Genomic DNA, 12,944 nt, shown 5'->3' on the forward strand with positions numbered 1-12,944 from the left:
TTCCGTAAACAAGAAGCCCGGAAAGCAGCACCACGCTGTTTCCGGGCTTCTTGTTTAGAAACTATACAGGCATAAAAAAACAGGTTGATGTTTGGCACCAACCTGTTTCTGCAGGAGCGTTTATCCTGAAACTATTTTTTAGCCACGGCCTCTTCCCTAGCCACCAACTCCAGATTCAGTTCTACATCATCTTGAATGGCTTTGTCGCCTAAGTTCTCAAAGAAGTTACCAGAACGGAATTTGATGTCCCACTTGGTACGGTCAAACTTGAGGTTGGCCTTAGCGGTTACCACGCCTTTTTTCAGGTTCACCATGGCCGGGAAAGAAATCTCGTGCTTAATGCCTTTGATGGTGAGGTCACCGGTAATGGTGTAATTGGCGGCCCCGGATTTGGCGTTCTGCTTCGGGGTCAGGTTCGTGATGGCAAACACCGCCGTAGGGTTTTTCTCCACAGAGAAGAAATCATCTGATTTGAGGTGATTCACCAGGTTCTTGTTGGAGTTGCCTTGCAGATCATTGCAGGTAATGGAGGTCATGTCCATGAGAAAAGTACCGCCGCGCAGGCTATTCTTCTCCATGAGGATGGTACCGCTGGCTAGCTTGATGTTGCCATTGTGTTCGCCGGTTACTTTACGGCCAATCCAGGTGATTTTGCTTTCCTCCGTGTTCACCTTGAATGTCTGAACCGCATACGCCACCGCGGCAGGCGCAGTATGCTCTGGCGTGGAAGTAACGGTTTTAAAGGCAGAAGCTCCTAAAGCGGCTGCTACCACAACAGAAAGAAACAATTTTTTCATGGGTATATTCTGGTTAAAGATGTAGGAGTTACAGCGGTAAAAATAGAGAATGAAAAGGTTAACTTCTGATCTTATCCAGGAGGTTGTTGAGCTGCTCGGCCTCCTGGGGACTTAGGTTCTGGATACCGGTCTGGTTACCGCCTCCCAGGGCATCCATCTCCTGGAGCAGGTGCAGCCCCTTCTCCGTGATCAGGATGTCAACGGTGCGGCGGTCGGTGGGGCATTGCTTACGGGTAACCAGTTCTTTGGCCTCCAGTTTGTCCACGATGCGGGAAGCGTTGGAGGTCTTGTCCAGCATGCGGTCAATGAGCAGGTTCACCGTGGCCGGCTTGGGATACTGCCCGCGCAGAATACGCAGGATGTTGTACTGGGGCAAAGTGACCCCGTAGGGCTTAAACAAGGCAGACTGCTTCTGCTGCACCCAGTTAGCCGTGAACACCACATTGATAAACGCTTTCTGGAAAGGATCTTTAAAGGCACTCTGTTTTATTTCTTCTTCAATCTTCATGTTTCAACTAAAAAACGTGGGGGATACTCAAAGATATGTACCTACCGTAAAATCAGCAACATACAAACGGTTTTTAGACAACCTGCTACAAAGATACAACCAACATACAAGTTCTTTTGTGCGTATCCACCCTGAAACGAGCTTCTATACACAATGACAGATATTTTTCTGGTTTCCTGGTCAGAGCTGTTTGCCAGCCCAGAGAACATGATCCGGTACGGCGGCCTGACCCTTATTCTGGCGGTGGTTTTTGTGGAAACCGGCCTTCTCATTGGCCTGGTGATCCCGGGCGGCGACTCCCTCTTGCTCACCACTGGACTATTGGCTGGCGCCGATGTCTTCACCGTTCCGCTGCCCGTACTGCTGCCCAGCATGGTGGCCGCCGGTATTGCCGGTGACTTATTGGGCTACAGCATTGGCAAGAAAATGGGGAAAAGGCTGTACCACAAAAAAGACACCTGGTATTTTAAACGCAAGAACCTGGAACGCGCCGAGAAGTTCTACCGCGAGAAAGGGAAACTGGCCGTAGTACTGGGCAAATTTGTGCCGGTGGTGCGCACGTTCAACCCGCTGCTGGCGGGTGTGACCGGTATGGAGCTGGGAAGATTCTTCCTGCTGAGCGTGATAGGGACCACTCTCTGGATCTGCTCGCTGGTTTTGGCCAGCTATTTCCTGGGGCAGCAATTCCCGCAGATGAAAGACTACCTGCACTACGCCATTCCTGCCATAATTTTCCTGTCGGTGCTGCCGGGTATCATCCAGTACCTGAAAGAGCGGAAAAAAGAAGCGCATGCCTAGGCAGTTTCCCTTTAGGGGCTCTTTTTCTGAAAATAACGTAAAACCAGCAATTACCTTAACCCTATAAAAGATGCGCCAGCGTTTTCACCTTATCGGTCTTTTGATTTTTGCCGCCATGCTGCTGCCGGCGGTGAGCCAAGCCCAAAGCGGGTCTGTTGAGAAAAGAGAAAGTGGCCGTACCACCACTACCAGCGTCACCCCGGTCAGGCAGGGCGTGCTCATGCGCAACGGGAAAATGATGGAAATACAGGGCAAAGGCTATGCGCCCCTCACCAAGGCCAGAACGTTTCCCAACGGCTCTACGCTGCAACCAAACGGCACCCTTACGGTTACGGGCGGCGAGGTCCTCCAGCTCAACGAAGGTGACCGTATGGACCTGCAGGGCAACCTGACCCGTTCTCCCGTGGTGGTCCAGCGCAGCAGCACCGTGACCGGAGACACCACCGGCATTGGCAAACAGCTGTTGCAGGCCCAACAGATGAACGAGCGGCTCAAGCTTCTGCAAGAGAAACAACGCGTGCTGCAACTCAAAAGCGAACTGCTGCAACAAACCGTTCAAAGCAAACCAGACGCAGCTTCTCTCAAGAAACTAGACGCAGACATCTCCGCTGTGCAAAAACAGATAGCTGCCCAGGAGTAGAAAAAACAGTAATCACAGGCGCCGAAGTCTGGGGAGCAGGATATTCGCTCCGCTTGCTCAGTGGCAGTAGGATTTAGGGCTTCGCGCCGAAAATAGGCGAGGCGTGTTCTACAAAATAAAAAGCGTTTAGGGGCTCTTTTTCCAAAAAGAGCCCCTAAACGCTTTTTGACATTACGGCTGCTCCACCGGATATAACCTGCCGGCTTCTTCCCTTACCAACTTAAACGGCTCGTCTTTCACCACCAGCATTCCGTCCAGGTCCAGGAGGTCTACGTTATGCGCCAGTTGCAGCGCCGACCAGATACCCATGGATGTTTCCATCATACAGCCAATCATGGTCTTGAGGCCCATGGCGCGGGTCTTCTGTAAAATGGACAGCCCGTTGAGGTAGCCACCGGCTTTCATCAGTTTCATGTTCACCCCGTGGAACTGCTGTTGCAGCAACTCCCAGTCGGCGTGGTCGGTGACAGATTCATCGGCGTACAAATCATAGGGCGTGCGCTTCTTCAGGTACAGGTACTCGTCTTGCAGGGCTGAGGGAAGCGGCTGCTCAATCATGATGATGGGGAGCTTCTTCAGGCTCTCAAAGAACCGCATGAGGGCGTCTGGGTCTTGCCAGGCTTCGTTGGCGTCTACCATAAGCGGCTGCTGCGGGGCGGCTTTGGCTACCTGGGTCATCATATCCAGGCCACTCTCCTGGTTTACCTTCACTTTGAGGTACTCAAAGCGGTGCAGACCGTGCTCCTGGGTAAAGGCGGCAATCTTGCCCGGTTCCATAATAGGGTAAGAATAGGCCGTGGGAGCTGAAGATACGGGTTGAACTCCCAGAAACTCGGTCACGGTCTGGTTGTTCTTGCGGCAGAGATAATGCACAAACGCAGACTCAATGGCAAACCGAAGGGCCGGCAGTACCCGGTGCTGCCCCATCAGGTGCTGTAGCTCATCTACAGACGCCACCTGGTCTATTCCGTTGGCTTGCAGCGCGGCAAACTGCTCCTGCAGCAGCACGGGGGTTTCACCGTAGCGCACGTTGGGAGCGGCCTCGCCCCTGCCTTGCACCCGGCCATCGCCTACGGTCACAAACAGGTTGGTTTTAAGATCAGAGGCGTTGCGGGAGATTTTCCAGGTATAGCGCAGGGTGAGGTCCAGCGCCTCCAGATTCCATTGTAGCATAGTAAAATGTGGGGTTTGGGAACCCCAAGTGTACTAAAAAAGACGCAAAGGCCAATAAAAAACCGAGTTTGCAGTTATTCTTTCGCTCCAAAGCCCAGGGAGAGGGCGCTTTCAGGAACCGGAAGAAAACCCTATATTTGTTCTTTCCAATGCGTTAACCAGCCCAAGCGGCATTCTACCCAACCAAACTAAACCCTTGCGTTTCCCTTTCCCTCACCGGGAGGGAAGTTGATTCTTTTATGAAAAAATCCACGCTCGCTATTCTGGCTTTTGTGATTCTCACGGTGGCTATTGTGCTCACGCTTGCCCAAAACTACGGCCTGTTCACTCTTCCGGAAATACTGCTCACGGCTACCCGCTGGGCAGGCATCGCCGCCTTAGTACTCTTTGCCACCCAGAAAAAATCCCTCACCACCTGGATTCTGGTGAGCATGGTCATTGGCGCCGAAATTGGCTACAGCTTCCCAGATTTCGCCCAGCACCTGAACGTGTTGAGCAAGGTGTTCCTAAAACTGGTGAAAACCATCATTGCGCCGCTCATTTTTGCCACGCTGGTGGTGGGCATTGCCGGACACTCAAACCTGAAACAGGTGGGCAAAATGGGGATAAAAGCCCTCATCTACTTTGAGATAGTAACCACTATTGCCCTGTTCATTGGTCTGGCGGCCATTAACCTGAGCCGCGCCGGCGACGGCATTGTGCTCAAAGGACAGGCCAGCAACGAGATTACCGCCCCACCGGCGCAAACTTTTGAAGACATCATCCTGCATATTTTCCCAGAGAACATTGCCAAATCAGTGGCCGAAGGACAGGTATTGCAGATTGTGGTCTTCAGTGTGCTCTTCGGGATTGCCCTGGCCATGCTGAACGAGCGCAAGCGCCGCCCGCTGCTGGAAGTAACCGAGAGCCTGGCCGAAACCATGTTCAAGTTCACCAACATCATCATGTTCTTCGCGCCTATAGCCGTGGGGGCCGCCATTGCCTACACCGTGGGGCACATGGGCTTCGGGATTCTGGTGAACCTGTTCAAGCTGTTGGCTACCCTGTATGTGGCGCTTCTCGCCTTCCTGGTATTGGTGTTGTTGCCGGTGGCGCTCATGTTCCGGATTCCCATCAAAATGTTTATTAATGCCATTGCGGGTCCGGTTTCTATTGCCTTTGCCACCACCAGCTCAGAAGCCGCCCTGCCACGGGCCATGGAAGCACTGGAATCCATTGGGGTACCGCGTAAGATTGTGGCCTTCGTGATGCCCATGGGCTACAGCTTCAACCTGGACGGTTCTACCCTTTACCTGTCGCTGGCCTCCATCTTTGTGGCGCAGGCCGCTGGAATTGAAATGCCCTGGGAACAGCAGTTGCTGATGGTGTTCACGCTCATGCTCACCAGCAAAGGAATTGCCGGGGTACCGCGCGCCTCTTTGGTGATTCTAATGGGAACGGCCGCCTCTTTTAACCTTCCGGTAGAACCTATTTTCATTATTTTAGGTATTGACGAACTAATGGACATGGCCCGCACCTCCGTAAACGTGATAGGAAACTGTCTGGCTACCGCCGTTATTGCGCGCTGGGAAGGTGAATTCGTTGATCTGGACGCGCCTCGGCCTATAGAGTCTATCTAAAGGCAGCGGTTTGGGGCGGCACATATACCTGTTGCCCCTATTTTACGTTTCTCCTGCATGGACCCTGCCTAGTTACCCATTGTTAAAATACTGTAGAAGATGCTTTTCCGATTATTGATCATCGCGATGCTGGCGTTTGCGGCCATTTCCTGCACCCGCCGGGCTACATATTCCGCTTCTGAACAGTCTGGGCTTGACCCCAGCGAGAACCGCGAGGAGAAAAACGCCGCCGGCACAGAGAATATCCTCATTGGCCCCACCACCCGGGTAGCCTTTGAAAACGCCCCGTACAACACATGGTTCCACCCGGCGTACCTGCGCTACCAGCCTAACCAGAAGATCATGGATGAGCTGCAACCCTTGTTGGAAAACGTGACCGTGAAAGGCTATATAGGCAGCTGGTGCCTAGACTCACAGCGAGATCTGCCCCGTCTCTTCAAGGTCATTGACCAGGCCCGCTTCCCGCACTCCCGCTTGCAGCTGATCAGCTTGCGGGAAGACAAATCCAGCCTGAAGGGAGAGGAAAAAGGGGATAGCATTACCGCAGTGCCCACGTTTATCCTGTACCGCGATGGCAAAGAGGTGGGCCGCATAGTAGAAACCGCCTATCCTACCCTGGAAATGAACATGCTCACCATCCTCAAAGGAGACACCAAGTAACACAGCTTTCTGTTTAGGGGCCGTTTTTAGAAAAAGAGCCCCTAAACGGAAATTGAGAAACAGATCGGCGCTGGCGAACGCTCAAGAAGAATGCGTTCGCCAGCGCCGATACTTTTATTTCCAGAGGTTATTCCTCTTTATTTCTGATGCTTTCTCAGCCACTCCTCAGCGGCGGCCTGGTCATCAAAGAGCTGTATCTCAAACCGTCCCTTCACGCGTTCGCGGAGTTGATCAGCGGAACTGGCAGAGAAAGTGGCTAAGTTGTCTAAGTGCGCCCAGTGTTTGAGGCCGGTTTTCAAGGCGTGGGGAATCCATTGCTTCTCCAGCCAGTCCAGCGACTGATCCCAGCGGCCTACCAGTTGGCGGTTGTCGTTCAAGACGGCAGTGCACCCTTTGGCCTGCATCCAGTCCAGGTACGCGAACGCTCCCTTGGCCACGTTATCTGGCGTGGGGTACCCAATCCAGTTAGCGTAGATCCACTGTTGCCCGGGCTCCAGTTCTATTTGTAGAAATACCTTGCCAGTGGTGGAGCTCATTTCCTCTAACCGCGTAGAGTGTGTCTGTGCAGGGAACTGCTTGTTCATTCAGTACTTAAAAATCCTAGGTAGGTGGCAATCAAATATACGCAAATTCTTCAGCTAGCCAATGCTCCAAAAGAGTCTGGTGGCAGACAGAAATGCTCACTGGCGTGACAGATACCGTTCCACAATAGTTCCTTCCATCTGAATGGTTTATTTTTGTCTGATTTACAATTAATACATGACTTTTTCCATTACTTCCCCCCTTTCCAGAACTACCCACAGAATAGCGGTAGGTGCTCTGTTTTTTTTGCAGGGCCTCTGCTTTTCCAGTTGGGGTTCCCGAATTCCTTCTATTCAGCAACAATTACACCTGTCTGAGGCCCAATTGGGCGCAGTCCTTTTCTCTTTGCCGGTGGGCCTCATGCTTTCACTTCCGTTTACCGGCTGGCTTACCTCTAAAATTGGCAGCCGAAAAGTAGTGACCATCGCGCTATTTCTGTACAGCACCACTTTAGTACTGATAGGCTTGTGCCAAACTACTGCGCAGTTGGTGGGTACCTTGTTCCTGTTCGGTTTTGCGAGCAACATGGCCAACATATCGGTCAACACCCAGGCGGTGGGCGTAGAGAATCTCTACAAGAAATCCATCATGGCTTCCTTCCATGGGCTCTGGAGTTTGGCCGGCTTTGCGGGCGCCGCCGTTGGCACCCTCATGATTGGCCTGGAGGTACAACCCTTGCAGCACTTCCTGGTCATGGCGGCCGTGGTTATGGCGGGCGTGGCCGTGGCCTATCAGTTCGCTGTCCCAAAAGACGCTCCGACCCCGGCCAACCAGCCTATATTCGTGAAACCAGACAAAGCCCTCATGGGGCTGGGGCTCATTGCTTTCTGCTCCCTTATTTGCGAAGGGGCCATGTTTGACTGGAGCGGCGTGTACTTCCAGAAAGTGGTGCAGGCCGAGAAAGCCTGGATTGCCGCCGGTTATACCGCCTTCATGAGCACCATGGCCTTCACCCGCTTCATCGCCGACTGGCTCACCACCAAACTGGGCCTGAAACGTGTCTTGCAGTTCAGCGGGCTTGTAACGGCGGTTGGACTAACAATTGCAGTTTTGTTCCCTCACATGGTGACTGCCATCCTTGGGTTTCTGCTGGTGGGTGCCGGTGTGTCTGCGGTGGTACCGCTGGTGTATGGCGTGGCCGGCAAAACCAAAACCATGGCTCCCAGCATGGCGCTGGCGGCTGTATCTACCATTGGGTTTGCCGGGTTCCTGGTGGGGCCACCGTTGATTGGCTTGCTGGCCGGTATCAGTAGCTTGCGTCTGTCTTTTGCCGTGATCGCCTTGATGGGCATAAGTGTAGCCTTGCTCTCCAGCCGGATTAAAACAGAGGAAGTTTAACTTCTTAGCTGAAAACCACTTTCTTAAGAATTCACCTTGGGTTCTCATCCCCCTTTACCAATTGCCATGAAACGCCGTAAGACCTTCTCTGTGTATCTTATCCTTCTGTACCTGATGAGTTCTACCACCCTTTGGGCCATGCCCGTTCAGAAATTTGACCAGTACCCTACCCCGGTAGAGGCTAATCTTTGGGTAGAGTACAGCCCCGCTGCCACCACGTTCAGGATTTGGTCGCCGGTGGCGGAGGAAGTGGTGCTCAAGCTGTATGAGAAAGGGAACGGCGGTACCGCCCGGGAAAAGCTGTCGCTGCTCAAAGGTGAGAAAGGACTCTGGCAACTTACCGTAAAGAGAGATCTTCAAGGCGTTTATTACACCTACCAAGTCAAGATTGGGACGAAATGGCAGGAAGAGACACCCGGCATCTACGCCACCGCCGTAGGAGTAAACGGGCAACGGGCCATGGTACTGGATTTATCCTCTACCAACCCCACCGGCTGGGCACAGGACAAAGGTCCAACCGTGAAAACGCCTAATGAGGTGGTACTCTGGGAAGCCCACGTCCGCGACATTACCTCCCACCTCAGTTCAGGTAGTTCTGCCCCCGGCAAATTCTTAGGCTTGGTGGAGCCCGGCACCAAAACTACCAAAGGTGTGACCACAGGCCTTGACCACATGAAAGAACTGGGCGTAACGCACATCCACCTGCTGCCTGCGTTTGACCACCGCTCCATTGACGAGACCGCTCTGGATAAACCGCAATTCAATTGGGGCTATGATCCGCAGAACTATAACGTGCCTGAGGGCTCTTACTCCTCAGATCCTTACCGCGCCGAGGTACGCATCAGGGAGTTTAAGCAGATGGTGAAGGGTTTCCATGACAAAGGTCTGGGCGTGGTGCTGGACGTGGTGTATAACCATACGGGCCTCACCAAAGGCTCCAACTTTAACCTGGAGTTTCCGGATTACTACTACCGGCAGAAGCCAGATGGTACCTATTCAGACGCCTCGGCCTGCGGAAACGAAACAGCCAGCGAGCGGGCCATGGCCCGGAAATTCATTATTGAGTCCTGCAAGTTCTGGGCTAAGGAATACCACATAGACGGGTTCCGGTTCGATCTCATGGCCATCCATGACCTGGAAACCATGAACCTTCTCACCGCCGAGCTGAAGAAAATCAACCCCAACATCATCATTTACGGCGAGGGTTGGACCGCCGGCACCAGTCCGCTGCCCGACAACGCCAAGGCGCTCAAAGCCAATACCCGCTTGCTTACCCATACGGCTGCCTTCTCAGATGACCTTCGGGATGCCATCAAAGGCTCTGTTTTTGACGAAAAAGCCAAAGGTTTTGTGAGCGGCGCCGCAGACACCGAAGAGTCCATCAAGTTTGGAGTGGTGGGCAGCGTGCAGCACCCGCAGGTAAACATAGGCAAGGTCAATTACTCTAAAGACTTCTGGGCTCGGGAGCCGTGGCAGGCGGTCTCCTATGTCTCCTGCCATGACAACCTCACCCTGTATGACAAACTGAAAGCCTCTGCCCCAGACGCCTCCCCTGATCAGTTGAAGAAGATGCACCTGCTCTCCAACGCCATTGTGCTCACCAGCCAGGGAACTGCCTTTCTGCACGCGGGCGTGGAGATGATGCGCACCAAAAACGGCGAGCACAACAGCTACAACAAACCAGACGCCATCAACCAGATCAACTGGGGCTGGAAAGAGACGCACCAAGACGTATTTAGCTACTACCAAAGCCTCATTTCCCTCCGTAAAGCCCACCCCGCCTTCCGGATGCCCACCACCCAACTGGTGAACCAACACCTCCAGTTCCTGATCACAGAACCCGGTTTGGTGGGCTACCTGCTGAAAGACCATGCCAACGGCGATTCCTGGAAAAACATTCTGGTGTACTACAACGGTCGCCCATCCGCCACACAAGTGTCCCTGCAAGGCACCTGGACGGTAGCCGCCGAGGGCGAACACATTCACCTGAAGGGTAGCCGCAACGTGAGCGGTTCCGTGCACATTCCGCCGGTGTCAATGCTGATTCTTTTTCAGGAATAGATTTGAAACGCGTTAGGCGTCTTCCGTTTAGCGGCTCTTTTTCTGAAAACAGGCCCAAAACAGCGGGAGCTGGTCCTGAAAAATTTACCGTAAAGGCTTCCTAGTAGGCCGCTCCGCTCAGCGGAGAAATAACTGGTTTCCCGTGGTGCGTTTCCTGCCGTTTTTTGTATCTGCCAGAGGCTTTTTGCGTTAAAAGCCGTGTATGCATTCCCAAGAACATCTGATCAGCGTTACCTCGTTTCCCTTTAAAGCCCATTTGAGTTTTGCCCCCATTATCCGCTATTGGCAACAACAGCAAGATGGCTGCAGAACCAGTGCGCTTTTGTGCGCAAAGGAAATTAACAAGCAGTTAAAGCAGGCCCCTGAACTCCTGGAGCCCATCATTGATTTTAGTGTTCTGCAACAGCACGAATGCATTCTTGACTTGCTCATGACGGCCGTTTTTCCGGCGGCTACCCGTGAAGTGGAAGCCATTGGCACCGTTGGGCCCAATTATGACGTGAGCTTCTACCACACAGACCTGTTCAAGCAGATCATCCTCAATGACCATAACCATCTCAAGCGCCCGCTCAACATAGATGAGCAACGTATGCTCTTCAACCGGGTGCGCATGGTATACTTCCTCATTCTAGAGAAATTCTACGGGGTGCAGGTACCGCATGAGGAATTCCTGATCTACACTGTTCCAGATTACCAGTTGGGCCTTTACCGGCACTACAACGTGGAGATCAACACGCATTTCCTGGAGATCACCAACACCCAGCCGCTGCCCGAACTGAGCGAGGCAGACCTCCAGCACCTACTGGACAACATCCGGAACATGGATGTCTGGATGGAGGCCCTGCCGCCCGAGCTGTTTGAGATCAACGGGTTTTACACGCTGCACCTGGTAGACGTGACCGTGCAGGAAGTCTTGTCTTCGCTCAAGAACGACCTGCTGGAGCGTGACGTGATGCTGGCGCCCGACCGCTTTGAGCAGTTGCAGGAGAAAGTGCGCATCTTCTTTAAGCGGCCGCATTTGCAGTTGGGCGTGGCCGCCTTCCATAAGAACCGGAGCACGTTCGTGAACTTCGGGAACAAGATCAACCACAGCTTTCTGTTGCAGAGCGAGCCGGGCAGCAGCAGCTACGTGGGCTTCAAATCCATTTATGACACCCTGGTGCGCGACGGTCAGCCGCTGGTGGTGAAAGACGTGGCCAAAACAAACCAGTTACCAGACGGCGTGCGCGAGGAGATGCTGGGCATGGGCATCCGGAACATCATTCTGGCCCTGCTCCGCTACGGCGACGAACCCATTGGCATCCTAGAACTGGGCTCCCCCAACCCCGGCGATTTGGATAACTTCTCGCTGGCCAAGATGGAGCAGTTCCTGCCGCTTTTCTCGGTGGCGGTAAACCGAAACTCAGAGGAGATTGAGGCGCGGGTGCAGGCCGTGATCAGGGAGAAATTCACCGCCATTCACCCGGTGCTGGAGTGGCGGTTCAGGGAGGCGGCCCTCAACATGCTGGACAAAATCAACAACAACACCGGCCCCGTGGAGATGGAGCCCATCGTTTTCCCAGATGTGTACCCACTCTACGCCGCCGCCGATGTGCGCGGCTCCAGCACTGAGCGGAATACCGCCATTCTGGGCGACCTGGTGGAGCACCTCCACCTGGCCGAACGCATTCTCAAAAAAGCCATTGAGGTTCATTCGCTGCCCATTCTGGATGAACTGCGCTTTTCGGTGTCCAAACATCTGCGACAACTGAAGAAAGGGCTGCTGTCTCAGGACGGTATCCTCATTTTTGAGATGCTGCGCACGCAGGTAGAGCCCATGTTTGAGTTTCTGGAAGCCACCCACCCAGACCTGCTGCCCTACATCCAGAACTACCGTGACGCCATGGACCCTGAGCTGGGCATCCTGTACAAACGCCGCAAGGCCTTTGAGGAAAGCCTCACGCTCATCAATGAGACCATTTCTGAGTACATAGAGCAGGAAGAGCAGAACGCGCAGGAAATGTACCCGCACTACTTTGAGAAGTTCAAGACCGATGGCGTGGAGTTCAACATCTACGTGGGCGCGTCTCTGGAAGAGCGGCAACCCTTTGACATCATGTTCCTGCGCAACCTGCGCCTGTGGCAACTCATGGTCATGTGCGAGGTGACCCGCCGTGCCGCCGCCCTCAAACCGCAGCTCAAAGTGCCCCTGGAAACCACGCAACTCATCTTAATCCACAGCCAGCCGCTGGCCATCCGGTTCCGGCAAGACGAGCGCAAGTTTGACGTAGACGGGGCCTACAACATCCGGTATGAGATTGTGAAGAAGCGGGTAGACAAAGCCCTGGTGCGCGGCACCGAGGAACGCCTCACCCAGCCCGGCAAAATCGCCATTGTCTACTCCCAGGCCCGTGAGGCCAATGAGTACCTGGAATACATAGAATACCTCCAGAACAAGAATATTTTAACCGATGGCGTGGAACAGCTGGAGATTGAGGATCTTCAGGGAGTGAGCGGACTCAAAGCCCTGCGCGTGAAAGTGAAGTGTTAGCTGTTTAGGGGCTCTTTTTCCAGAAACAGTCCCTAAACAGGTTAGCACCCTGAGCTGCTTAGATCTTTGTGCCTCTTCCGTTTAGCGCCTGTTTTGGGAAAAAGAGGCGCTAAACGCACTTTGGATATCTAATAAAAAAAGCATCTCGCCGGTAACCGGAATCGCTTTTCCGGTCGCAGGCGAGATGCTCTGTAATAGTAATGTGTCTAGAATAGAGAGCCAGGTGAATGCACCGTCA

At 53.4% G+C, this 12,944-nt stretch carries 11 protein-coding genes; 7 read left to right on the forward strand and 4 right to left on the reverse strand.

Translation table 11 applies throughout. From position 1 onward, the window contains the following. Positions 1–131: 131 nt before the first annotated feature. Positions 132–797: a YceI family protein gene (locus EFA69_RS00155; RefSeq protein WP_123131073.1), complete on the reverse strand. Its 666-nt coding sequence runs from the start codon at positions 795–797 to the stop codon at positions 132–134. 58 nt (positions 798–855) lie between these two features. After that, positions 856–1,305, reverse strand: a complete 450-nt coding sequence (locus EFA69_RS00160) for a MarR family winged helix-turn-helix transcriptional regulator (protein ID WP_123131074.1) — start codon at positions 1,303–1,305, stop codon at positions 856–858. Between the two features lie 153 nt (positions 1,306–1,458). Between EFA69_RS00160 and EFA69_RS00165 the strand changes: the two genes are divergently transcribed. Both EFA69_RS00165 and EFA69_RS00170 read left to right on the forward strand, forming a co-directional pair. Then, entirely contained in the window at positions 1,459–2,103 is a 645-nt protein-coding gene (locus tag EFA69_RS00165; protein WP_123131075.1) for a DedA family protein, read from the forward strand. Between the two features lie 70 nt (positions 2,104–2,173). Continuing rightward, on the forward strand, positions 2,174–2,743 hold the full coding sequence (locus EFA69_RS00170) for a DUF6799 domain-containing protein (protein WP_123131076.1): 570 nt from the start codon (positions 2,174–2,176) through the stop codon (positions 2,741–2,743). Positions 2,744–2,914: 171 nt separating this feature from the next. Here EFA69_RS00170 and EFA69_RS00175 read toward each other — a convergent pair whose 3' ends face one another. Then, positions 2,915–3,916, reverse strand: coding sequence for a dipeptide epimerase (locus EFA69_RS00175; protein ID WP_123131077.1), 1,002 nt, complete (start codon positions 3,914–3,916; stop codon positions 2,915–2,917). A 239-nt stretch (positions 3,917–4,155) separates the two neighbouring features. Here EFA69_RS00175 and EFA69_RS00180 point away from each other — a divergent pair, with 239 nt between their 5' ends. Both EFA69_RS00180 and EFA69_RS00185 read left to right on the forward strand, forming a co-directional pair. Then, complete coding sequence (locus EFA69_RS00180; protein ID WP_123131078.1) at positions 4,156–5,535, forward strand: dicarboxylate/amino acid:cation symporter; 1,380 nt, start codon at positions 4,156–4,158, stop codon at positions 5,533–5,535. A gap of 99 nt (positions 5,536–5,634) precedes the next feature. Next, the gene (locus EFA69_RS00185; RefSeq protein ID WP_148041208.1) at positions 5,635–6,195 is read left to right on the forward strand and encodes a thioredoxin family protein; all 561 of its coding nucleotides are present in this window, start codon (positions 5,635–5,637) and stop codon (positions 6,193–6,195) included. A 137-nt stretch (positions 6,196–6,332) separates the two neighbouring features. On the opposite strand, the gene EFA69_RS00190 is transcribed toward EFA69_RS00185, so the two are convergent. Next, the gene (locus EFA69_RS00190) at positions 6,333–6,779 is read right to left on the reverse strand and encodes a hypothetical protein (RefSeq protein WP_148041209.1); all 447 of its coding nucleotides are present in this window, start codon (positions 6,777–6,779) and stop codon (positions 6,333–6,335) included. Positions 6,780–6,954: 175 nt separating this feature from the next. On the opposite strand from EFA69_RS00190, the gene EFA69_RS00195 reads away from it, so the two are divergent. The 3 genes from EFA69_RS00195 to EFA69_RS00205 all read left to right on the forward strand — a co-directional run bounded on the left by EFA69_RS00195 (position 6,955) and on the right by EFA69_RS00205 (position 12,706). Next, complete coding sequence (locus EFA69_RS00195; protein ID WP_123131081.1) at positions 6,955–8,115, forward strand: MFS transporter; 1,161 nt, start codon at positions 6,955–6,957, stop codon at positions 8,113–8,115. A gap of 66 nt (positions 8,116–8,181) precedes the next feature. Beyond that, the gene (gene pulA, locus EFA69_RS00200; protein ID WP_221175641.1) at positions 8,182–10,176 is read left to right on the forward strand and encodes a type I pullulanase; all 1,995 of its coding nucleotides are present in this window, start codon (positions 8,182–8,184) and stop codon (positions 10,174–10,176) included. Positions 10,177–10,378: 202 nt separating this feature from the next. Further along, a complete protein-coding gene (locus EFA69_RS00205) occupies positions 10,379–12,706 on the forward strand; it encodes a GAF domain-containing protein (protein ID WP_123131082.1) in 2,328 nt (775 codons plus the stop codon). Positions 12,707–12,944 lie beyond the last annotated feature (238 nt).

Origin of the sequence: Rufibacter immobilis, assembly GCF_003721565.1 — a bacterium.
Lineage (GTDB): Bacteria > Bacteroidota > Bacteroidia > Cytophagales > Hymenobacteraceae > Nibribacter > Nibribacter immobilis.